Origin of the sequence: Methylobacterium sp. ARG-1 (assembly GCF_001262595.1) — a bacterium.
Taxonomy (GTDB): domain Bacteria; phylum Pseudomonadota; class Alphaproteobacteria; order Rhizobiales; family Beijerinckiaceae; genus Methylobacterium; species Methylobacterium brachiatum.
On sequence record NZ_LHCD01000005.1, the window covers coordinates 182186 to 204148 of the forward strand.

Sequence of the window (21963 nt, forward strand, 5' to 3'; positions counted from 1 at the left end):
GGGAGGGCGCCGCGGCCGGCATCCCTCACGAAAACAGGCCGATCAGCTTGGCGAACGGGGCGGGCGAACGCAAGGCCGCAGCGCGGGCCTCACACAGCTACGCCGTCCGCGGGGCGGATTCAGGGTTCCCGCCGGGGCCGCCCCGTGCGAAAGCGCCGCGTTCAATCTGAAGCGGCACCGTACCGCCCGAGCACCAACAGATCATGCTGCAGACTGTCGAGACCGCTGGCCCGGGCGGCGCCGCACCGAGTGCCAGCCCCGGTCGCATCCTGGCCGCGAGCTTCGTGGGCACGGCGATCGAATTCTTCGATTTCTACATCTACGCCACGGCCACCGCCCTGGTGATCGGCCCGGTCTTCTTCCCGCCGGGGGCCCCCGGGGTGCAGCAGCTCAGCGCGTTCGCGACCTTCGCGATCGCGTTCATCGCCCGGCCGTTCGGGGCGGCCCTGTTCGGGCATTTCGGCGACCGGGTCGGCCGCAAGGCGACCCTGGTGGCGTCGCTGCTGATCATGGGCGTGTCCACCGTGCTGATCGGCTGCCTGCCGACCTACGCCACCGCCGGCTGGTGGGCGCCCGCCGCCCTGTGCGTCCTGCGCTGCGGCCAGGGCATCGGGTTCGGCGGCGAATGGGGCGGGGCGGCCCTGCTGGCGGTGGAGAACGCGCCGCCGGGCAAGCGCGCCTGGTACGGCATCTTCCCGCAACTCGGCGCACCGGTCGGCTTCATCCTGGCCAATCTCGGCTTCCTGTGCCTCAGCTTCGGCCTGACGACCGAAAGCTTCCAGGCCTGGGGCTGGCGCCTGCCGTTCCTGGCCTCGGCCGCCCTGGTCGGCGTCGGGCTCTATGTCCGCCTCAAGCTCACCGAGACGCCGGCCTTCAAGGCGGCGCTGACGGAGGCGCGGCCCGAGCGCGTGCCCTTCGCGACGATGCTGACCCATCACGGCCGCGCGGTCCTGATCGGCACCTTCGCCATGGTGGCGGTCTACGCGGTGTTCTACCTCTCGACGGTCTTCGCCCTGGGCTACGGCACCGGGACGCTGGGCTACACCCGCCCGACCTTCCTGCTGTTCGAGTGCATCGCGGTCTGCTTCATGGCGATCGGGACCGTGATCTCCGGGGCGGCGGCCGACCGGCTCGGGCGCAAGCCGGTGCTGCTCTCCGGCATGGTCGCGGTCTTCCTGCTCGGCTTCCTGATGGGGCCGATGCTCGGGAACGCCGCCGCCGCCGGGACCTGGCCGCCGGTGCTGGGCTTCCTGTGCCTCAGCCTCCTGACCATGGGCTGGGTGTTCGGCCCCATGGGCGCCGTGCTGCCCGAGCTGTTCCCGACCCGGGTCCGCTACACGGGCGCGTCGGTGACCTACAACCTCGCCGGGATCCTGGGCGCCTCGGGCGCGCCCTACATCGCCCAGGAGTTGGCCTCCTATGGCGGGATCGGGTTCGTCGGCCTGTACCTGGCGGTTGCCGCGCTGCTGAGCTTCGTCGCCGTCCTGGTCATGCGCGAGACCGCGCACGACTGACGGCCCCGGCCCGCAGAGACGGATCAGTCAGGCGCGGATCGGGGCGGCCGGCTCGTAGCGGCCGAGGAACCGGGTCCGATCCCACAGCTCGATCGCTTCGTCCGTGGCCATGGCCCGGGCGCGGCGGCGCGCCTGCGTGTCGTCCTGGGCCGGAACGACCTCGGCCGAGAATACGCGTCCGGCGCGGTCGAGCTTGAACGCCCGATAGGCGCGGCTTCGCTGAGCGGTCTGTGCATCCAGGTTAAGCATCGGATCCTCCTCTGAGGTCCGAGCCTTCCGGCATTCGGTTAACCGTCCGTAAACGGCCGATGTCAGCTCCGCTTGTCGAGAGGCCGGCCCAGCAGGCGCGCGAACTCGGCCTCGATCTCCTCCACGGAAAACGGGTTGCCGGCGGCCTTCGGCTCCGGCCGCGGAGCCGGCGCGGGCTCGGCGGGCGGTTCAACCGGAGGCGGCGGAGCGGGCGGCGTCACGCGCGCGGAGGTCCGGGGGGCCGGCGGCTTGAGCACCGGCGGCGCGACCGGAGACGGCTCGGCCGACGCCGCTGGCGGGGATGACGGCGCGGGGCGCGGCGGCGGGGCAGGGGACACAGGCGCGGGCGGCGGAGCGGGCGGAAGCGGCGGCGCGGAGGCCATCATCGCCGCCACCGGGTCCACCGGCTCGGGCCCGGGCGTGGGTTCAGGCGCGGCTGCAGGGGGAGAGGCGGGGGGCGGCGCGGGCGTCACCGCCGAGGACGGGCGCGACAGGGCGGCCTGAAGCTGCCGGGCCATGTCGGACAGCACCGCCGGATCGACGGACCGGCGCTCGGACGGCACGGTCAGGCTCGGCGCCGCCCGGGCGGGCTCGTCGCGCTCGGGCACGGGTTCCGGCTTGCGCTCCGAAGCTGGATTGGGCCGCGGCTCGGCGAGCGGCGGTGCGGTGCGGCTCAGGATCCGCCGGGGCGAGAGCGTCTCCCGCAGCGGCGGTGGGGCCGGCGGCGCGGGCTCGACAGGGCGGGGCTCGGCGGCGCGGGGCTGCGGTGCGGCGGGGGTCGAGACCTCCTGTCCCGGCTCGTCGCCGCCCAGCAGGTTGACGTCGAGCGGGAAGGTCACCGGCGGCGCGGCGGCCGAGCGCGGGACCGGCGGCGGCACGACGACCGGCATCTCGAAGCCCGGATCGAACCGCGGCTCGGAGCGGCGCCCCGCGATCTCGGCCAGGGCCCGGGGCGGCTCGGCCAGGCGTCCGCCCTGCGCAAGCGGGTCCGGCAGCGGCTCGGCCATCGGCTCCGGCCCGGCGTCGGAGCGCAGGGTGGCCTCGGGCAGGGGGCGCTGGGTGCGCTGGATGTTGCGCTCGACCACCACGTCGTTCGGGCCGCCGACCAACAGCAGGTGCTCGACATTGTCCCGGCGCAGCAGGATCAGCTGCCGGGCGCGGTCGAGCTCGTACACGTCGACGATCCCGAGCCGGGGCTGGCGCCCGCGGGCGGGCGTGCGCCCGGGCAGGGCCAGGCTGCGACCGGTCAGGCGGCGCACCGTGAACACGATCGCGGCCAACGCCGTGAAGATGACGGCGAAGATCACGACATACTGGACGATGGGGGAGCCCTCAGAACCGAACACGGATTGCAGCCATTGCAAGGTTACGCACTCGCACGTTTCGGCCGCCGCAGGGCCGCGCCCGGCACGAGCCTCGCTCATACCACGCCGGCGGGCCTGCACGGCAAACGACGTTAAGACTTCGTTAACAGGCCCTTAAGTTTAGCGCCATCAAGACAAGAGGTTGTGAAGCACCGTCCGCCGCGGTCCCCAGGAACATGGCCGGCCAACCGCGCGGTGGGGGTGCGGGCCGGAGCCGGCCTCGCCCGCGCTTAACCATGCATTAACCAAGCAGGCGGCAGATTTTGCCGAGCCCGCCCGATCCCGCGCGGCGTAGCGAGACCGGAGGCGAACGTGGCCCTGACCGACCTGCCCATCCTGGGGATGCTGCGCACCCGGATGCAGTGGGCGCAGGCACGCCAGGGTCTGATCGCCGAGAACGTCGCCAACGCCGACATGCCGGGCTTCAAGCCGCGCGACCTGGCGGAGCTGCGCTTCGACCGGGCCACCGGCACCGCCATCAACGCCTCGCCGAGCCTGGCGCTGACCAGCCCCGCCCATCTCGCGCCCTCCGGTCAATCCGAGGCCGGGGCCGATGCCAAGGGCGCCAAGCGCTTCGAGATCCGCCCGAACGGCAATGCGGTGAACCTCGAGGACGAGATGATGAAGGCCGGCGACAACCAGTCGGACTACCAGCTCGCCGCCTCGCTCTACCAGCACAGCCTGACCACCCTGAAGATCGCCATCGGCAAGAGCTGACCGCATCGCGACCGAACCGGACGTGTCGTCGACAAGCGGCGGAAGAGGGCCCTGAGCCATGGAATTCAGCAAGTCGCTCACAGTGGCGGCCGCCGGCCTCAAGGCGCAGTCCGGCCGGATGCGGATCATCGCCGAGAACATCGCCAACGCGGATTCCGCCCCGGCCTCGCCCGGGACCGAGCCCTATCGCCGCAAGATCCCGTCCTTCACCAGCCACATGGATCCGGAGACCGGGGCGAAGCTGGTGGAGGCGGGCCGCGTCCGGCGCGACCCCTCCGCGTTCCGGACCAAGTTCGAGCCCGGCAACCCCGCGGCCAACGCCCGGGGCGAGGTGCAGATGCCCAACGTCAACGCGCTGATCGAGAACATGGACCTGCGCGAGGCCCAGCGCTCCTACGAGGCGAACCTCAACATGGTGACATCAACGCGCAAGATGCTGTCGCAGACGCTGTCGATCCTGAAGTGAGCGCGCAAGTGAACGCGAAGGAAGCCTAGTCGATGGCGACGAGCAATTTCGCGGCCGGTGCCTACGCCGCCGTCCAGGGCATGGCCAGCGGCCGCCCGGCCCCCAAGGTCCAGTCGACCAGCGAGGCCGGCGGCAACTTCATGCAGCTCCTGGGCAACGCCCTGGACAATGTCGGGGATGCCGGGCGACGGGCCGACGGCCAGGCGATCTCGGCGGCCTCCGGCAAGGCCAACGTCGTGGACGTGGTCACCGCGGTGGCCGAGAGCGAGACCGCCCTGCAGACCATGGTGGCGGTGCGCGACCGCATGATCTCAGCCTACGAAGAGATCATGCGGATGCAGATTTGAGCATGGGCCAGCCGGATACCGGATTTCCCCTGCCTCCCCTTTGAGCAACACGCCCCATGACCGGCTTGGCCATCCTCGACGTCGCCCGCGACGGCATCTTCGTCTTCCTCAAGGTCGCCGGGCCGCTGATGCTCGTCGCCCTCGCGGTCGGTCTGATCGTCTCGCTGATCCAGGCGCTGACGCAAGTTCAGGAGCAGACCCTGATCTACGTGCCCAAGATCGTGTCGGTCTTCGCCGCGCTGCTGCTGATGCTGCCGTTCATCGGCGACGCCATGGCCGGCTACATGACCCGCATCGCCGCCCGTATCGCGGCCGGCGGCTGATGGCGGCCGGCGGCGGGACAGGGGCGGCGCGCGCATGCCATAGGGGCGGCGATGAACCTGCTCCTGCCCGGCATCGCCTCGGCCTATCTGATCACCTTCGCGCGGGTCGGCACGCTGATCATGCTGATGCCCGGCGTCGGCGAGCAGATGGTGTCGCCGCGGATGCGGCTGGCCTTCGCGCTGCTGACCACTTTGGTGCTGTTCCCGAGCGTGCGGCCGCTGCTCGGCGGCACCGAGGGCCTGGCCGGCCCCCGGCTGATCGGGCTGCTGTTCGCCGAGACGATCGTCGGGCTGGTGCTGGGCCTGTCGGTCCGGATGGTGCTGGCCGCCCTGCAGACCGCCGGCCTGATCATCTCCCAGCAGCTCGGCCTAGCCTACGCCATGACGGTGGATCCGAGCTACGGCGGGCAGCAGGCCGCGCTGGGCAACTTCCTGTCGCTGCTCGGCGTCACGCTGATCTTCGCCGCCGATCTGCACCATCTCGCCATCGAGGGGCTTGCGCAGAGCTACGTGGTGCTGCCGCCGGACGGGGTCCCGGCCTTCTCGGACGCGCTGATGCTGGCACTCAAGGCGCTGACCCGGGGCTTCACCCTGGCCGTGCAGATCTCCGGGCCGTTCATCGCCTTCGGGCTGCTGTTCAACCTCGGGCTGGGCGTGCTCTCGCGGCTGATGCCGCAATTGCAGGTGTTCTTTCTCGCGGTCCCGGCCTCGGTGCTCGTCGGCATGCTGATCCTGATGGGCTCGCTCGGCGTCATGATGGGCGTCTTCCTGGACGATCTCGGCCGGTATCTCGGCGAGTTCGTCGGTCGCTGAGCGTCCCTGTGCACTGAGGTCGAGCAGACAAGATGGCCGAGGGCGCGGAGCAGGAAGACAAGACGGAAGAGCCGACCCAGCGGCGGCTCGATCAGGCGATCGAGCGCGGCGACGTCGCGACGAGTGCCGAGATCAACACCTTCGCGATCCTCGGCGCCTTCACGCTGGCCCTGGTGATCGCGGCCCCCAGCATCGCCCAGAGCCTGACCCAGGGCCTGAAGGCCTACCTCGCCAACGCCCACACCCTGCCGGACGACGCCACCGCCATGAAGCAGGCGGCGACCCGCGGCCTCTGGCTATGGCTGCAGGCCGTGGCGGTGCCGGTCGGGATGGCGGCGGCGGCTGGCCTCGCCGCCGGGCTGCTCCAGCACCCGCTGGTGCTCACCACCGAAACCCTGATGCCGAAATTCGATCGGATCTCGCCGATGGCCGGGGTCAAGCGGCTCATGGGGATCGAGGCCCTGTTCCAGTTCGGCAAGGGACTCGCCAAGATCGGCGCGGTCGGCATCGTCGGCGCGGTGCTGCTCTGGAACGACCGCGACCGGCTCGAGGTGTTCGCCCGGCTCGACCCGGCCGGGAGCCTGTCGGCGATCCTCTCCCTCAGCCTCCGGCTGCTCGCCGGCATGCTGTGCATGCACCTCGCCATCACGCTCGGCGACGCGTTCTACGCGCGCTTCCGCTGGCGCAGGCGCCACCGCATGTCGAAGGAGGAGATGAAGCAGGAGATGAAGGAGGCGGACGGCAACCCGGAGGTCAAGGGCCGGATGAAGCAGCTCCGCATGGCCCGGGTGAAGAAGCGGATGATGGCCGCCGTCCCGACCGCCACCGTTGTGGTGACCAACCCGACCCACTACGCGGTGGCCCTCCGCTACGAGGCCGGCATGGCCGCGCCGATCTGCGTCGCCAAGGGCGTCGATGCCCTGGCCCTGCGGATCCGCAGCGTGGCGGCCGAGCACGGCGTCGCGGTGATCGAGAACCCGCCGCTCGCCCGCGCCCTGCACGCCACCGTGGAGATCGACCGAGAGATCCCCGCCGAGCATTACCGGGCGGTTGCGGAAGTCATCGGCTTCGTCCTGCGCCTGCGCCGACGGGCGGCGTAACAGCAAGGGCTGGTATTCAGCGCGCCGATCGCATGACACAGCGCGGAAAAGCCACGCTTCCTCCACCTTTTTTTGCGAGGCTGCACCACGGCTTGGCGCGACACGACCGACGCGACGAGAGTGATGCCGTGCTGCCCGAGCCCTGCTATGGCCGGCGGGCCTAACCGGGTGATTGTTCTGGAATGATGCCGATGGCCGACGTCACTGGACCTCCGGCGCCCGCGACGGGCACGCAGATCTCGGGTTCTCACGGGAACGGCGCGATCGACCGCTCGGAGCAGCCGGGCCGGGTCGGGCTGCTGCTCGTGCTCGCGGGCCTGCTGGTCGGAGCCGCGATCGGCCTGTCCTTCGTGGCCAACGAGCAGGCCCAGTCGCTGATCGTCTGGCTGCTTGCCCTGCTGGCGATGGCCGGCGTGTTCTTCCTGTTCGCGCTCGCCATCGGGGCGCTCCAGCTCAGCGGCACCGCCACCCGGGACGACATAACCAAGGGCATCGTCGACGCCTCGCCGGACGGGGCGCTGGTGGTCGAGGATGGCGGGAGGCTGATCTACGCCAACGAGGCCTATCTCCGAGTGGCCGGCGGCGACGCCTTCTCGAACCTCGTGCCCGTCGAGCGCATCCTGGTCGGCTCGCCGGAAGTCTCGGAGGCGGTCTACCGCCTGTCGCAGGCCTCGCGCGACGGCCGGGCGCACACCGAAGAGATCCGGATGTCGCCGCCGCTGGGGCCGCAGGCGCATGAGCGCGGCTTCGGTTGGTACCGGGTCTCGGTGCGCCCCCTGGCGCGCCCGCGCCGGGCCGCCTCGCTCTGGACCGTGGCCGACATCACCGCCGAGCGCGAGCGCCAGGAGAACGTCTTCCAGGAACTCCAGCACGCGATCGACTATCTCGACCACGCCCCGGCGGGGTTCCTGTCGATCGATCCGGCCGGCGCGATCGTCTACATGAACGCGACGCTGGCGGCCTGGCTCGGCTACGACCTGGCGAGCGTCGGCCCCGGCGGCCCGCACCTCACCGAGATCGCCCCGGAGGCCGACGTCCTGGTCCGCACCGCCGGCCTGCCCGGCGAGGTCCGCACCGACCGGTTCGACCTCGACCTGCGCCGCCGCAACGGCCACACCCTGCCGGTGCGGCTCTACCACCGGGTCGCCTTCGGCAAGGACGGCAAGCCCGGCTCCTCGCGGACCTTCGTCATCAACCGCTCGGCCGGGGCCGAGACCGACGAGCCGCAGCGCGCCGCCGAGGTGCGGCTCGCCCGCTTCCTCAACAATTCGCCGATTGCCATCGCTACCCTCGACCGGTCCGGCCGGATCGCCCGGGCCAACACCTCGTTCACCCGGCTGTTCGGCACGGTGCCGCGCCAGGCCGACGAGGGCGGCCCCGAGGGGGAGGGCAATCAGGGGGCCGAGCCCAACGTCGCCGACTCGGTGGTCGACCGCGCCTCCCTGGAGGCCGGCCTCGCCCGGGCCGCCAGCGGCCTGTCCGACCCGGAGCCGATCGAGGTCCAGCTCAGCGGTCCGGGCGGGCGCTCGGCGCGGCTCTGGCTCAGCCCGGCCGACAGCAGCGACGCCACCCACCAGGCCGACGAGGCCGAGCGCGTGATCCTGTACGCCCTCGACACCACGGCGCAGCGCCAGCTGGAGCAGCAGGTCGCCCAGGCGCAGAAGATGAACGCGGTCGGCCAGCTCGCCGGCGGCATCGCGCACGACTTCAACAACGTCCTGCAGGCGATCATCGGCTACTCGGACCTGCTGCTGGCGAGCCACCGGCCGACCGATCCGGCCTTCCAGGACATCATGCAGATCAAGCAGAATGCCAACCGGGCAGCGGGCCTCGTCCGCCAGCTCCTGGCGTTCTCCCGCCGCCAGACCCTGCGCCCGGAGGTGATGAATGTCGGGGAGGGGCTCTCGGAGCTGACCCTGCTGCTCAAGCGGCTGCTGGGCGAGCGCGTCGCCCTGGAGCTGAAGCACGGCCGCGACGTGTGGCCGGTGAAGGCCGACGTCAACCAGTTCGAGCAGGTGATCGTGAACCTCGCGGTCAATGCCCGCGACGCGATGCCGGACGGCGGCAAGCTGATGATCCGCACCGAGAACGTGACCGATCCGGGCCCGGCCGCGACCGTGGACGGGCGGGGCGGGGCGCCCGCGGGCGACCACGTGCTGATCGAGGTGCGCGATACCGGCCAGGGCATCCCGCCCGAGCTGATGGAGAAGATCTTCGAGCCGTTCTTCACCACCAAGGAGATCGGCAAGGGCACCGGCCTCGGCCTCTCGACGGTGTTCGGCATCGTCAAGCAATCCGGCGGCACCATCGACGTGCAGTCGAAGATCGGGGAGGGGACCGCCTTCCGCATCTACCTGCCGCGGCACGTGCCCGTGGCGGAGCCCGAGGAGGCCGTGCCCGCGATCCCGGCCCTGCCGCGGGCCGACATGCCGACGCCGGGCCAGGCGCCGGCCAAGCCCACCGGAACCGGCAAGGCCGCCGAGCGGCCCGCCACGACGAAGACCCCGGAGAAGCCGGCCCCGCGCAAGCCCGCGGCCGACCATACCGGGCAGGGGACGATCCTGCTGGTCGAGGACGAGGATCCCGTCCGGGCGGTCAACAGCCGGGCGCTCTCGGCCCGGGGCTACACGGTGCTGGAAGCGGCCTCCGGCCTGGAGGCCCTGGCGATCGTGCGCGAGGGCAGCCAGCCGATCGACCTCGTCGTCTCCGACGTCGTGATGCCGGAGATGGACGGCCCGACCCTCTTGCGCGAGGTGCGCAAGCACCAGCCGGACCTGAAGGTGATCTTCGTCTCCGGCTACGCCGAGGACGCGTTCCGCAAGAACCTGCCCGAGGGCGAGGCCTTCAACTTCCTGCCCAAGCCCTTCAGCCTCAAGCAGCTGGTCGAGACCGTGAAGAAGACCATGGCTGCCGACTGACACGGTATCGGCGACGACCCGGTGGAGAACCGGCGCGCCGCCCCCTCGGGGCGGCGTTCTCGTATCCCGCACCCTTGCCGAAATAGAACAAAACAGGTACATAGGCGCGGTGTTGCCGCGCGTTGTGAATGGCGCGCAACCCCTTCATAAGGAGCCCGCCAGATGGCCCAGCCTGCATTGAAAGTGGTCGACATGCCCCCGGTGGACAAGGACAAGTCCAAGGCGATCGACGCCGCCCTGTCCCAGATCGAGCGCGCCTTCGGCAAGGGCTCGATCATGCGTCTGGGCAAGAACGACAAGGTGCAGGAGGTCGAGACGATCTCCACCGGCTCGCTCGGCCTCGACATCGCCCTCGGCGTCGGCGGCCTGCCCCGCGGCCGGGTCGTGGAGATCTACGGCCCCGAATCCTCCGGCAAGACGACGCTGGCGCTGCACACCATCGCCGAGGCCCAGAAGAAGGGCGGCGTCTGCGCCTTCGTGGATGCCGAGCACGCGCTCGATCCGGTCTATGCCCGCAAGCTCGGCGTCAATCTCGACGACCTGCTGATCTCGCAGCCCGATACCGGTGAGCAGGCCCTGGAGATCACCGACACGCTGGTGCGCTCCGGCGCCATCGATGTGCTGGTGGTGGATTCGGTCGCCGCGCTGACCCCACGGGCCGAGATCGAGGGCGAGATGGGCGAGAGCCAGCCCGGCCTCCAGGCCCGCCTGATGAGCCAAGCCCTGCGCAAGCTCACCGGTTCGATCTCGCGCTCGAACTGCATGGTGATCTTCATCAACCAGATCCGGATGAAGATCGGCGTGATGTACGGCAGCCCGGAGACCACCACGGGCGGCAACGCGCTGAAGTTCTACGCCTCGGTGCGCCTCGACATCCGCCGCATCTCGACCCTGAAGGACCGGGATGAGGCGATCGGCAACCAGGTCCGCGTCAAGGTCGTGAAGAACAAGGTCGCGCCGCCGTTCAAGCAGGTCGAGTTCGACATCATGTTCGGCGAGGGCGTGTCGAAGGTGGGCGAGCTGATCGATCTCGGCGTGAAGGCCGGCATCGTCGAGAAGTCCGGCGCCTGGTTCTCGTACAACAGCCAGCGCCTCGGCCAGGGCCGCGAGAACTCGAAGGGCTTCCTGCGGGACAACCCCGAGATTGCCGGCAAGATCGAAGCCTCGATCCGCCAGAATTCCGGCCTCGTGGCCGAGAAGATCCTGGAGAACGCCAAGCCGACCGACGACGAGCTCGACGAGGGCGAGGCCTAAGAGCTTCGGCGCATCGCGGGTTTCCAGAGGGCTCAAGGCCCTTCGGCAGAGTTCGGGACAGGTCCTGACACGGTGGGGAAACCCAGCAGCAGGACCCTGCCTCGAACCCGCAAGAGATCACCCACCTTTTGAAGTTACGGCCGTCTAGGGTCTGAATCCAACCCGAAGCGTTCGCTTCACGACCGACCTCAGAAACGACAACGCCCGGCACGAATCCGGCCCCGTCAGGGTCGAACTTCGTCCGGGCGTTCGTCGTTCTGGAGGTCGCTGAGATCGGGAAGGCACCATCAACGGTGCATCAGCCCAAGCTGCAGACTTCCAGCCACGTTGAGGCGGACACGGAAACCCGCAGCCGCCGCTTCCCTTGTATCAGGCGGCTTCGCCGGTCTCGGCGACCGCGGCAGCCTGGTCCTCGACCAGCTTCCAAGTCTTGGTCTTCGAGAAGGGACGGCACTCCTCGATGAACACCGTCTGCCCGACCTTGGCGACATTCGCCTCGTCATGAGCATGGTAGTTCTTCGAGCGACGCACGGTCTTCTTCATCACCGGGTGGGTGAAGCGGCGCTCCACCTTCACCACGATGGTCTTCTCGCCCTTGTCGCTGACGACGGTGCCCTGCAGGACGCGCTTCGGCATGGTGTTCTCCTAAGCCCTTCGTCAGCTCTTGGACGCCTGCAGCGTCTTTGAACGCTGCAGGGTGCGGACGCGGGCGATGTCGCGGCGGACCTCACGGACGCGGGCGACGTTCTCGAGCTGGCCGGTGGCCCCCTGGAAGCGCAGGTTGAACTGCTCCTTCTTGAGGTTCAGCAACTCGTCACTGAGCTGATCCGGCGACAACGCCTTCAGATCAGACACTCTCTGGGTCGACTTCACGATAGCCTCCGTTCAGTCGGCGATGCGTTGGACGACCCGCGTGCGGATCGGGAGCTTGGCGGCGCCGAGGCGCAGGGCCTCCTTGGCGATGTCTTCGGCAACGCCGTCGACCTCGAACATGATCCGGCCGGGATGGACGCGAGCGGCCCAGTAATCCGGGGCGCCCTTACCGGAGCCCATGCGGACTTCGGTTGGCTTCGAGGAGACCGGAACGTCCGGGAACACCCGGATCCAGACGCGGCCCTGGCGCTTCATCTCGCGGGTGATCGCGCGGCGGGCCGCCTCGATCTGCCGGGCGGTGACGCGCTCGGGCTCCACCGCCTTCAGGCCGAACTGGCCGAAGTTCAGCTCGAAGCCGCCCTTGGCCGCACCGTGGATGCGGCCCTTGAACTGCTTACGGAAGCGAGTCTTTTTCGGTTGCAGCATGGCTTCCTACCTTACGCGTGCTCGCGCTCGCGGCGTCCGCGCTCGCGGCCGCCCTCGCCATCGCGCTCACGGCGTCCGCCGGAGCGGCCGCCCTCTTCCTGGGCCTTCTTGTCCTGGGCCATCGGGTCGTGCTCAAGGATCTCGCCCTTGAACACCCACACCTTGATGCCGCAGGTGCCGTAGGTCGTGAACGCCGTGGCGGTGCCGTAATCCACGTCCGCACGCAGCGTGTGCAGCGGGACCCGGCCCTCACGATACCATTCCTGACGGGCGATCTCGGCGCCGCCGAGACGGCCCGAACAGTTGATGCGGATGCCCTCGGCGCCGAGACGCATCGCCGACTGAACGGCGCGCTTCATGGCGCGACGGAAGGCGACGCGACGCTCGAGCTGCTGCGCGATCGAGTCGGCCACCAGGGTGGCGTCGATCTCGGGCTTGCGCACCTCGACGATGTTGATCGTCACGTCGGCCTTGGTCATCGTGCCGACGAGCTTGCGCAGCTTCTCGATATCCGCGCCCTTCTTGCCGATCACCACGCCCGGACGACCCGAGTGGATGGTGACGCGGCACTTCCGGTGCGGACGCTCGATGACGATCTTCGAGACGGCGGCCTGCTTCAGCTGCTTCATGAGGGCGGCGCGGATCGCGACGTCCTCATGCATCAGCTTGGCGTACTCGCCCTTGCCGGCGAACCAGCGGGAGTCCCAGGTCCGGTTGATACCAAGACGGAGACCGATCGGATTGACTTTCTGGCCCATGAGATCCTCCTTAAGCCGCTTCGGCCTGGCGGACTTCACGAACCACGATGGTGAGGTTCGAGAAGGGCTTCAGGATACGGGCGCCGCGACCGCGGGCGCGGGCGTGGAAGCGCTTGAGCACGAGGGCCTTGCCCACGAACGCCTGGGAGACGACGAGATCGTCGACGTCCAGGTCGTGGTTGTTCTCGGCATTGGCGATCGCGCTCTCGAGGCACTTCTTGACCTCAGTCGAGATGCGCTTGCGCGAGAACTCCAGATCGGCCAACGCGGTGTCGACCTTCTTGCCGCGGATCATCTGCGCCACGAGGTTCAGCTTCTGCGGGCTCACGCGCAGCATGCGCGCGACCGCCTTGGCCTCGTTCTCGGGGAGCGCGCGGGGGGTGGCTTGCTTGCCCATCTCAGCGCCTCTTCGCCTTCTTATCGGCCGCGTGCCCGTGGAAGGTGCGGGTCGGCGAGAACTCGCCGAACTTGTGCCCCACCATCTCCTCGGAGACGTAGACCGGGATGTGCTTCTGCCCGTTGTGCACACCGAAGGTGAGCCCGACGAACTGCGGGAGAATCGTGGAGCGGCGGCTCCAGATCTTGATGACCTCTGAGCGCGAGGAGCCCCGCGCCGCTTCGGCCTTCTTGAAGAGGTAGCCGTCGACGAACGGCCCCTTCCAGAGAGAGCGTGCCATAGCGATTACTTCTTGCGGTTGTGGCGGCTGGACAGGATGAACACGTCGGTCCGCTTGTTGGACCGGGTCTTCTTCCCCTTGGTGGGCACGCCCCACGGCGTGACCGGGTTGCGGCCGCCCGAGGTACGGCCCTCGCCGCCGCCGTGCGGGTGATCCACCGGGTTCATGGCCACGCCGCGGTTGTGCGGGCGCTTGCCAAGCCACCGGTTGCGCCCGGCCTTGCCGAGCGAGATGTTCATGTGGTCCGGGTTCGAGACCGCGCCGACGGTCGCGAAGCACTGGCCGTGCACGAGGCGCTGCTCGCCCGAATTCAGGCGCAGCGTCACGTAGCCCTGGTCGCGCCCGACGATCTGGGCGTAGTTCCCGGCCGAGCGGGCGATCGCGCCGCCCTTGCCGATCTTCAGCTCGACGTTGTGGACGATCGTACCCACCGGCATCGAGCCGACCGGACCGGCATTGCCCGGCTTGATGTCGACGTTGTCGCCGGTCACGACCTTGTCGCCCGGCTGCAGGCGCTGCGGAGCGAGGATGTAGCTCTGCTTCCCATCGGGGAAGTTGATCAGGGCGATGAACGCGGTGCGGTTCGGATCGTACTCGATCCGCTCGACCGTCGCGGCGACACCCGGCTGCTCGCGGCGCTTGAAGTCCACGTTGCGCAGGACACGCTTGTGGCCGCCGCCGCGGAAGCGGACAGTGATGCGACCCAGGTTGTTACGGCCGCCGGAGGAGCTCTTGCCCTCCGTCAGCGCCTTCACCGGCTTGCCCTTGTAGAGCTCACGGCGGTCGACGAGCACGAGCTGGCGCAGGCTCGGCGTGACCGGTTTGAATGTCTTCAAGGCCATCGGCTTGGATCCCTAAAACCCGTCCTCAGAGCCCGGTCGTGACGTCGATCGTGTGGCCCTCGGCCAGGGTCACGATCGCCTTCTTCACGTCGGAGCGCTGTCCGCGGAGACCGCGGAAAATCTTCTTCTTGCCCTTGGTCACGAGGGTGTTCACCGCCGTGACCTTCACGTCGAACAGCTTCTCGACCGCCTCCTTGATCTGAGGCTTGGTCGCCTTGGGGCCGACCCGGAAGACGACCTTGTTCTGCTCGGTCAGGTTCGTCGCCTTCTCGGTGATGACCGGGGAGACGATGATGTCGTAGTGGCGCGGATCGGCACTCATTTGAAACGCTCCTCCAGCGCGTCGACGGCGGCCTTGGTCAGGACGAGCGTGTTACGGCGCAGGATGTCGTAGACGTTGATGCCCTGCACGGGAAGCACGTCGATCTGCGGGATGGCACGCGCGGCGCGGCCGAAATTCACGTCGACCTCGGCACCACCGATGATCAGCGCGTTGGAGAGGCCCATCTTGCCGAAGCGCTCGATGAGACCCTTGGTCTTGTGATCCTCGATCTTGATGTCGTCGACGACGATCAGGGTCGAGGCCTTGGCCTTGGCCGACAGGGCGTGACGCAGGGCCAGCGCACGGACCTTCTTCGGAAGGTCGTGGCTGTGGTCGCGCACGACCGGCCCGAAGGCGCGTCCGCCGCCGCGGAACTGCGGGGCCGAGGCTGCGCCGTGACGCGCGTTGCCGGTGCCCTTCTGTTTGTACAGCTTCTTGCGGGTCCGGTTCACGTCCGAGCGATTCTGCACGGCGTGGGTGCCGGCGCGCCGCTTGGCGAGCTGCCAGCGGACCATGCGCTGCAGGAGATCGGCCCGCGGCTCGAGGCCGAAGATCGTCTCGTTCAGCTCGACCGAGCCGGCGCCGGCGCCGTCGAGGGTGGTGACATCGAGCTTCATCACACGGTCTCCTCAGACGCGGCGGCTTCGGGGGCCGAGGTCGAAGCGCCGTTCTCACGGAACTTGCCCGGCAGCGGAACGTCGGCGGGGAGCTTGCGCTTCACCGCATCGCGGATCTGGATCCAGCCGCCGGCGACGCCCGGAACCGCGCCCTCGACCAGGATCAGGCCGCGCTCGGGATCGGTGCGCACGACGCGCAGGTTCTGGGTGGTGACCCGCTCGACACCGAGGTGACCCGGCATCTTCTTGTTCTTGAAGGTCTTGCCCGGGTCCTGACGGCCGCCGGTCGAACCGATCGAACGGTGCGAGATCGACACGCCGTGGGTGGCGCGCAGACCGCCGAAGTTCCAGCGCTTGATACCGCCGGCGAAGCCCTTACCCGTGGTCGTGCCCGTCACGTCGACGAACTGGCCCGGGATGAAGTGGTCCGCGGTGATCTCGGCGCCGACCGGGATCAGCGCGTCCTCGGACACGCGGAACTCGGCGAGCTTCTTCTTCGGCTCGACCTTGGCGATCGCGAAGCGGCCGCGCTCCGCAGCCGACACGTTCTTCACCTTGGCCTTGCCGACGCCGACCTGGAGGGCGACGTAGCCATTCTTCTCAACCGTGCGGTGGGCCACCACCTGGCACTGATCGATCTTAAGCACTGTGACGGGGACATGCTCCCCCGCGTCTGTGAAGACGCGGGTCATGCCGACCTTCTGTGCGATGACGCCTGAGCGCATAGGTCTCTCCCTCGCGCGATGAAACGGTAAGCCCTAAGTCCCGGCGGGACTCAGAGCTTGATCTCCACGTCCACGCCGGCGGCGAGGTCGAGCTTCATCAGCGCGTCCACGGTCTGCGGCGTCGGATCGACGATATCGAGCACTCGCTTATGCGTGCGCATCTCGAACTGCTCGCGCGACTTCTTGTCGATGTGCGGCGAGCGGTTCACGGTGAACTTCGCGATATGCGTCGGCAGCGGGATCGGACCCCGGATGGTCGCGCCGGTGCGCTTGGCCGTGGAGACGATCTCCTTGGTCGACGCATCGAGGATGCGGTGATCGAACGCCTTGAGGCGGATGCGGATGTTCTGACCGTTCATAATCCTGAAACCTAGAGAGGGACGGCGGGGAGTGCGAGGACAGGTCCCCGCCGCGCCCTGCTAAGGATGCTGTCCTGGCTTAGTCGTTGATGGCGGCGACGACGCCGGCGCCGACGGTGCGGCCGCCTTCACGGATGGCGAAGCGCAGCTTCTCCTCCATGGCCACCGGCACGATCAGCGTGACGTCCATGGTCACGTTGTCGCCCGGCATCACCATCTCGGTGCCTTCCGGCAGCTCGCACACCCCGGTCACGTCCGTGGTCCGGAAGTAGAATTGCGGCCGGTAGTTGGTGAAGAACGGCGTGTGGCGACCGCCCTCCTCCTTGGTCAGGATGTAGGCCTCGGCCTTGAACTTGGTGTGCGGCTTCACCGAACCCGGCTTGCACACGACCTGGCCGCGCTCCACGTCCTCGCGCTTGGTGCCGCGCAGCAGCACGCCGACGTTGTCGCCCGCCTGCCCCTGGTCGAGCAGCTTGCGGAACATCTCCACGCCCGTGACCGTCGTGGTCGTGGTCGCCCGGATGCCGACGATCTCCACCGTCTCACCGACCTTGACGATGCCGCGCTCGACGCGACCCGTCACCACCGTACCGCGGCCCGAGATCGAGAACACGTCCTCGATCGGCATCAGGAACGGCAGGTCGATCGGACGCTCCGGCTGCGGGATGTAGGCGTCCACCGTCTCCATCAGCTTCAGGACCGCGTCCTTGCCGATCTTGGGCTCCTTGTCCTCAAGCGCCATCAGCGCCGAGCCCTTGGTGATCGGGATGTCGTCGCCCGGGAAGTCGTACTTCGACAGAAGCTCGCGCACCTCCAGCTCGACCAGCTCCAAGAGCTCCTCGTCGTCGACCATGTCGACCTTGTTCAGGAACACCACCAGCGCCGGAACGCCGACCTGGCGGGCCAGCAGGATGTGCTCGCGGGTCTGCGGCATCGGGCCGTCGGCCGCCGACACCACCAGGATCGCGCCGTCCATCTGGGCGGCACCCGTGATCATGTTCTTCACGTAGTCGGCGTGGCCGGGGCAGTCGACGTGGGCGTAGTGCCGGTTCTGCGTCTCGTACTCCACGTGCGCCGTCGAGATCGTGATCCCGCGCGCCTTCTCCTCAGGCGCCTTGTCGATCTGGTCGTAGGCCGTGAACGTCGCCCCGCCCGTCTCCGCCAAAACCTTCGTGATCGCCGCCGTCAACGACGTCTTGCCGTGGTCGACGTGGCCAATCGTGCCAATGTTGCAGTGCGGCTTGGTGCGGGAGAACTTTTCCTTGCCCATCAGAGCCTCCTAAATTCGAAATCGCGTTGCGGAAGAAGGGGTGCCTCAGGCCGGAGCCTTAGGCGTACTTGGCGATGACCTTGTCGGCCTCGCCGCGCGGCACCTCTTCGTAGTGGTCGAACTGCATGGTGAAGTTCGCCCGGCCCTGCGACATGGAGCGCAGGTTGTTCACGTAGCCGAACATGTTTGCCAGCGGCACCATCGCGTTGATGACGTTGGCGTTGCCGCGCATGTCCTGGCCCTGGATCTGGCCGCGGCGGGAGTTCAGGTCGCCGATGACCGAGCCGGTATACTCTTCCGGCGAGACGACCTCGACCTTCATCACCGGCTCGAGCAGCACCGAGCCGCCCTTCTGGAGCGCCTCGCGCAGAGCGGCGCGGGACGCGATCTCGAAGGCGAGCGCCGACGAGTCGACGTCGTGGTAGGCGCCGTCGATGAGCTCGACCTTGATGTCGACCACCGGGAAGCCCGCGAGCACGCCGGCGCCGAGGACCGAATTGAGGCCCTTCTCGACGCCCGGGATGTACTCCTTGGGCACCGCGCCGCCGACGATCTTCGACTCGAACGAGAAGCCAGCGCCCGGCTCGTTCGGCTCGACGACGAACTTCACCCGCGCGAACTGGCCGGTACCACCGGTCTGCTTCTTGTGGGTGTAGTCGATCTCCTGACGACGGGTCAGCTTCTCGCGGTAGGCCACCTGCGGCTGGCCGATATTCGCGTCGACCTTGTAGGTGCGGCGCAGGATGTCGACCTTGATGTCCAGGTGCAGCTCGCCCATCCCCTTGAGGATGGTCTGGCCGGATTCCTGGTCCGTGGAGACCCGGAAGGACGGATCCTCAGCGGCCAGCTTCGCCAGAGCGATGCCGAGCTTCTCCTGGTCAGCCTTCGACTTCGGCTCGACGGCGATCTCGATCACCGGCTCCGGGAACTCCATGCGCTCCAGGATCACGGCCTTGCTCGGGTCGCACAGGGTGTCGCCGGTGCGGGTGTCCTTGAGGCCGGCGAGGGCGACGATGTCGCCCGCGAAGGCTTCCTTGACGTCCTCACGGTTGTTGGCGTGCATCAGGAGCATGCGGCCGACGCGCTCCTTCTTGTCGCGCGTCGAGTTGATGACGTTGGCGCCCGACTCGATCTTGCCCGAGTACACGCGGCAGAAGGTGATCGTGCCGACGTGGGGATCGTCCATGATCTTGAAGGCGAGCATGGAGAAGGGATCGGTATCCGTCGGGTGACGGACGACCGGCTCCTCGGTCTTGAAGTCGATGCCTTCCACGTCGCCGCGATCAGCCGGCGAGGGGAGGTAATCCACCACCGCGTCGAGCAGAGGCTGCACGCCCTTGTTCTTGAAGGCCGAACCGCAGAGCACCGGATGGAAGGCGCGCTGCTGCACGGCGCGACGCACGAGCTTGTGCATCGTGGCGGCGTCCGGCTCGGTGCCGTCGAGATAGGCCATCATGGCCTCGTCATCGAGTTCGACACAGGCCTCGACCAGCTTGGCGCGATACTCGACGGCCTGGTCCTTGAGCTCCTCGGGAATCTCGACCTCGGAGAAGTCGGCGCCCAGGGTCTCACCGGACCAGACGATCGCCTTCATCTTGATGAGGTCGATGACGCCCTTGAAGCTGGACTCGGCACCGATCGGCAGCTGCAGGCAGACGGGCTTGCCGGCGACGCGGTCGATGATGTCGGCAACGCACTTGAAGAAGTCGGCGCCGATCTTGTCCATCTTGTTGACGAAGACGACGCGCGGAACGTCGTACTTGTCGGCCTGGCGCCAGACGGTCTCGGTCTGGGGCTCGACGCCCTGGTTGCCGTCGAGCACGCACACCGCACCGTCGAGCACGCGCAGGGAGCGCTCGACCTCGATGGTGAAGTCGACGTGGCCGGGGGTGTCGATGATGTTCAGGCGCTTCTCGCGCCAGAAGCACGTCGTCGCGGCGGACGTAATCGTGATGCCGCGCTCCTGCTCCTGCTCCATCCAGTCCATGGTGGCGGCGCCGTCATGGACTTCGCCGATCTTGTGCGACTTTCCGGTGTAGTAGAGGATCCGCTCCGTCGTCGTGGTCTTCCCGGCATCAATGTGGGCCATGATGCCGAAGTTGCGGTAGTCCTCGATCGCGTGCGTGCGGGGCATCGGATTGCTCCTGAGAGACGGCGGAACCGCTTACCAGCGGTAGTGCGAGAAGGCGCGGTTGGCTTCAGCCATCCGGTGCGTATCTTCCCGCTTCTTGACGGCGTTGCCGCGGTTGTTGGCGGCGTCGAGCAGCTCGGCAGAGAGACGCTCAATCATGGTGCGGTCGTTGCGCGACCGGGCGGCCTGGATCAGCCAGCGGATGGCGAGGGCCTGGCGGCGCTCGGTCCGGACCTCGACGGGGACCTGGTAGGTCGCACCGCCGACGCGCCGGGAGCGCACTTCGATCATCGGGGCGACGTTGTCGAGCGCGGCGCGGAACACCTCGATCGGGTTGGCGCGGGCGCGGTTCTCGACGATGTCGAAGGCGCCGTAGACGATCCGCTCGGCGGTCGACTTCTTGCCCTCGTACATGATCGAATTCATGAACTTCGTCAGCACCACGTCCCCGTACTTCGGGTCGGGGATGATCTCACGCTTCTCGGCAGAGTGGCGACGGGACATCTCTTAAACTCTCAAACGAGTAGTTTTTAAGCACCTCGCGCAGGCCGCCTTGGCTCTCTTGATGAAGCCGGCGACATCCTTACGAGGCCGTGGAAAGGCCGTTGCGCGACCGGATAAAGTCCGGCCGGCGATCTTACTTCGGACGCTTGGCGCCGTACTTCGACCGACGCTGCTTCCGGTTCTTGACGCCCTGCGTGTCGAGCACGCCGCGCAGGATGTGGTAGCGCACACCCGGAAGATCCTTCACGCGGCCGCCGCGGATCATGACGACCGAGTGCTCCTGGAGGTTGTGACCCTCGCCCGGGATGTAGCCGATCACCTCGAAGCCGTTGGTCAAACGGACCTTGGCGACCTTACGAAGGGCCGAGTTCGGCTTCTTCGGGGTCGTCGTGTAGACCCGGGTGCAGACGCCGCGCTTCTGCGGGCAAGCGTCAAGCGCCGGAACCTTGTTGCGGCTCCGCTGGATCTTCCGCGGCTGGGCGATCAGCTGGTTGATCGTCGGCATCCTGTGCCCTCTTCCTCGGTCACCTTGGTCGGACTGCGTTGAGCAGTCCGCAAAACGAATATGCGCCGGAGGTCCTGTCACAGACCCTCGGCGCGGTGTGGGCAGAGGAGCACGCCCGAAACGAACGCGCTCGTACCTACGGATCTGACTTAGAGCGTCAGGCGATTTGAGCCTTCGGATCGCTCGGGGCGATGGCGGCGCCCGGGGTCATACCCAAGGGCCGTCGGCAGCCAATGGCCGTCCGAAGTGGCGCGCTTCTAGCCTCGGTTAACGCGCAGGTCAATGCGTCCGGCGCGATATTCTTGCGATCGGCGCGCCTGATATCTTGCAGCCTGCGGCGAAGCTTAGCGCAATTCGGTCAGGTGGTCTCGTCGACTGAGGGCAGCCAGAATCGATTCGGGCCGGTATCGCCTCGGCGGGCGAGCACGGCGACGAACCGGATCCAGTGCGCGAATTTTGCGAGGCGGCAGGCGGCGAGCAACGCGATGCCCGACGTCATCCCCGCAACCATCCCGATCAGCGCGGTCGGCAGCCGCGCCAGGAATATGAGGTGCCATCACCTGGACAGGTCCACGTCGTGGCAGCACTCGATCGCCAGAGCGAGGCTGCACCACAGGATGGCCACGGGCCCGATCATGTTGATGAGCGTGAGGGCGCGCAAGAACAGATTGACGACCAGGAGCACGAGGAAGCCGAACAGCCAGTCGTTGCGGCGCCCGATCCGGCCCTCCGGGCTGAGATGGAAGGCGAGCCAATCCCGCTCGGTCGACAGCTGCGCGAGGGGGAACGAGAATCCGCTCGGCGCCTGGGACGGCATAGATCTGGCGCGCGTTTCCCTGTTCCGCCACGGAATCGACCGCCTACCCGACGCGTAGCGCCGATCCCCCCA

At 68.2% G+C, this 21963-nt stretch carries 28 protein-coding genes; 9 read left to right on the forward strand and 19 right to left on the reverse strand.

Going from position 1 to position 21963, the window contains the following annotated elements; all coding sequences use genetic code 11:
- The first annotated feature begins 203 nt into the window (after positions 1–203).
- Positions 204–1514, forward strand: a complete 1311-nt coding sequence (locus AKJ13_RS08205) for an MFS transporter (RefSeq protein ID WP_050732910.1) — start codon at positions 204–206, stop codon at positions 1512–1514.
- A gap of 27 nt (positions 1515–1541) precedes the next feature.
- On the opposite strand, the gene AKJ13_RS08210 is transcribed toward AKJ13_RS08205, so the two are convergent.
- Entirely contained in the window at positions 1542–1763 is a 222-nt protein-coding gene (locus AKJ13_RS08210) for a hypothetical protein (RefSeq protein WP_007562590.1), read from the reverse strand.
- Between the two features lie 62 nt (positions 1764–1825).
- Positions 1826–3109, reverse strand: a complete 1284-nt coding sequence (locus AKJ13_RS08215; protein ID WP_244471545.1) for a hypothetical protein — start codon at positions 3107–3109, stop codon at positions 1826–1828.
- Between the two features lie 330 nt (positions 3110–3439).
- On the opposite strand from AKJ13_RS08215, the gene flgB reads away from it, so the two are divergent.
- The 8 genes from flgB (at position 3440) to recA (ending at position 11065) form a co-directional block, all read left to right on the forward strand.
- Positions 3440–3844 carry a flagellar basal body rod protein FlgB gene (gene flgB / locus AKJ13_RS08220; protein ID WP_050732912.1) on the forward strand — a complete coding sequence of 135 codons (405 nt, stop codon included), beginning with the start codon at positions 3440–3442 and terminating at the stop codon, positions 3842–3844.
- A gap of 58 nt (positions 3845–3902) precedes the next feature.
- Positions 3903–4310 (forward strand): flagellar basal body rod protein FlgC, encoded by a 408-nt coding sequence (gene flgC / locus AKJ13_RS08225; RefSeq protein ID WP_007569295.1) that lies wholly within the window; start codon positions 3903–3905, stop codon positions 4308–4310.
- A 32-nt stretch (positions 4311–4342) separates the two neighbouring features.
- On the forward strand, positions 4343–4657 hold the full coding sequence (gene fliE / locus AKJ13_RS08230; protein ID WP_050732913.1) for a flagellar hook-basal body complex protein FliE: 315 nt from the start codon (positions 4343–4345) through the stop codon (positions 4655–4657).
- A 56-nt stretch (positions 4658–4713) separates the two neighbouring features.
- Positions 4714–4980 (forward strand): flagellar biosynthesis protein FliQ, encoded by a 267-nt coding sequence (gene fliQ, locus AKJ13_RS08235; RefSeq protein ID WP_007569292.1) that lies wholly within the window; start codon positions 4714–4716, stop codon positions 4978–4980.
- A gap of 51 nt (positions 4981–5031) precedes the next feature.
- The gene (fliR, locus tag AKJ13_RS08240) at positions 5032–5793 is read left to right on the forward strand and encodes a flagellar biosynthetic protein FliR (RefSeq protein ID WP_007569290.1); all 762 of its coding nucleotides are present in this window, start codon (positions 5032–5034) and stop codon (positions 5791–5793) included.
- 32 nt (positions 5794–5825) lie between these two features.
- A complete protein-coding gene (gene flhB / locus AKJ13_RS08245) occupies positions 5826–6893 on the forward strand; it encodes a flagellar biosynthesis protein FlhB (RefSeq protein WP_050732914.1) in 1068 nt (355 codons plus the stop codon).
- Positions 6894–7084: 191 nt separating this feature from the next.
- The gene (locus AKJ13_RS08250) at positions 7085–9811 is read left to right on the forward strand and encodes a PAS domain-containing sensor histidine kinase (RefSeq protein ID WP_050732950.1); all 2727 of its coding nucleotides are present in this window, start codon (positions 7085–7087) and stop codon (positions 9809–9811) included.
- A gap of 162 nt (positions 9812–9973) precedes the next feature.
- Positions 9974–11065, forward strand: a complete 1092-nt coding sequence (gene recA / locus AKJ13_RS08255) for a recombinase RecA (RefSeq protein ID WP_007569285.1) — start codon at positions 9974–9976, stop codon at positions 11063–11065.
- Positions 11066–11434: 369 nt separating this feature from the next.
- Here the strand turns inward: recA and rpsQ are convergent, their stop codons facing one another.
- The 17 genes from rpsQ to AKJ13_RS08335 form a co-directional block, all read right to left on the reverse strand.
- Positions 11435–11701, reverse strand: coding sequence for a 30S ribosomal protein S17 (rpsQ, locus tag AKJ13_RS08260; protein ID WP_007569283.1), 267 nt, complete (start codon positions 11699–11701; stop codon positions 11435–11437).
- Positions 11702–11722: 21 nt separating this feature from the next.
- Positions 11723–11938, reverse strand: a complete 216-nt coding sequence (gene rpmC, locus AKJ13_RS08265) for a 50S ribosomal protein L29 (RefSeq protein ID WP_050732915.1) — start codon at positions 11936–11938, stop codon at positions 11723–11725.
- Between the two features lie 12 nt (positions 11939–11950).
- Entirely contained in the window at positions 11951–12364 is a 414-nt protein-coding gene (gene rplP, locus AKJ13_RS08270) for a 50S ribosomal protein L16 (protein WP_007569280.1), read from the reverse strand.
- Positions 12365–12375: 11 nt separating this feature from the next.
- Positions 12376–13122 carry a 30S ribosomal protein S3 gene (rpsC, locus tag AKJ13_RS08275; RefSeq protein WP_007569278.1) on the reverse strand — a complete coding sequence of 249 codons (747 nt, stop codon included), beginning with the start codon at positions 13120–13122 and terminating at the stop codon, positions 12376–12378.
- Between the two features lie 10 nt (positions 13123–13132).
- Positions 13133–13519, reverse strand: coding sequence for a 50S ribosomal protein L22 (rplV, locus tag AKJ13_RS08280; protein ID WP_007569277.1), 387 nt, complete (start codon positions 13517–13519; stop codon positions 13133–13135).
- 1 nt (position 13520) lies between these two features.
- Positions 13521–13799: a 30S ribosomal protein S19 gene (rpsS, locus tag AKJ13_RS08285; RefSeq protein WP_007569276.1), complete on the reverse strand. Its 279-nt coding sequence runs from the start codon at positions 13797–13799 to the stop codon at positions 13521–13523.
- A gap of 5 nt (positions 13800–13804) precedes the next feature.
- Positions 13805–14641: a 50S ribosomal protein L2 gene (gene rplB, locus AKJ13_RS08290; protein WP_050732916.1), complete on the reverse strand. Its 837-nt coding sequence runs from the start codon at positions 14639–14641 to the stop codon at positions 13805–13807.
- 25 nt (positions 14642–14666) lie between these two features.
- Positions 14667–14963, reverse strand: coding sequence for a 50S ribosomal protein L23 (locus tag AKJ13_RS08295; protein WP_007569272.1), 297 nt, complete (start codon positions 14961–14963; stop codon positions 14667–14669).
- Positions 14960–15580: a 50S ribosomal protein L4 gene (rplD, locus tag AKJ13_RS08300; protein ID WP_007569271.1), complete on the reverse strand. Its 621-nt coding sequence runs from the start codon at positions 15578–15580 to the stop codon at positions 14960–14962. Before rplD ends, AKJ13_RS08295 begins: the two co-directional genes overlap by 4 nt.
- On the reverse strand, positions 15580–16305 hold the full coding sequence (gene rplC / locus AKJ13_RS08305) for a 50S ribosomal protein L3 (RefSeq protein ID WP_007569270.1): 726 nt from the start codon (positions 16303–16305) through the stop codon (positions 15580–15582). The genes rplD and rplC overlap by 1 nt, the downstream gene beginning before the upstream one ends.
- A 50-nt stretch (positions 16306–16355) precedes the next feature.
- Positions 16356–16664 carry a 30S ribosomal protein S10 gene (gene rpsJ / locus AKJ13_RS08310; protein ID WP_007569268.1) on the reverse strand — a complete coding sequence of 103 codons (309 nt, stop codon included), beginning with the start codon at positions 16662–16664 and terminating at the stop codon, positions 16356–16358.
- A gap of 79 nt (positions 16665–16743) precedes the next feature.
- Positions 16744–17934, reverse strand: coding sequence for an elongation factor Tu (tuf, locus tag AKJ13_RS08315; RefSeq protein ID WP_050732917.1), 1191 nt, complete (start codon positions 17932–17934; stop codon positions 16744–16746).
- Between the two features lie 58 nt (positions 17935–17992).
- The gene (gene fusA, locus AKJ13_RS08320) at positions 17993–20068 is read right to left on the reverse strand and encodes an elongation factor G (RefSeq protein WP_050732918.1); all 2076 of its coding nucleotides are present in this window, start codon (positions 20066–20068) and stop codon (positions 17993–17995) included.
- Between the two features lie 30 nt (positions 20069–20098).
- A complete protein-coding gene (gene rpsG, locus AKJ13_RS08325) occupies positions 20099–20569 on the reverse strand; it encodes a 30S ribosomal protein S7 (protein ID WP_007557567.1) in 471 nt (156 codons plus the stop codon).
- 133 nt (positions 20570–20702) lie between these two features.
- Positions 20703–21074, reverse strand: coding sequence for a 30S ribosomal protein S12 (gene rpsL, locus AKJ13_RS08330; protein ID WP_007557568.1), 372 nt, complete (start codon positions 21072–21074; stop codon positions 20703–20705).
- 358 nt (positions 21075–21432) lie between these two features.
- Positions 21433–21573 carry a hypothetical protein gene (locus AKJ13_RS31855; RefSeq protein ID WP_160320597.1) on the reverse strand — a complete coding sequence of 47 codons (141 nt, stop codon included), beginning with the start codon at positions 21571–21573 and terminating at the stop codon, positions 21433–21435.
- 57 nt (positions 21574–21630) lie between these two features.
- The gene (locus tag AKJ13_RS08335) at positions 21631–21891 is read right to left on the reverse strand and encodes a hypothetical protein (RefSeq protein WP_050732919.1); all 261 of its coding nucleotides are present in this window, start codon (positions 21889–21891) and stop codon (positions 21631–21633) included.
- Positions 21892–21963: the final 72 nt, after the last annotated feature.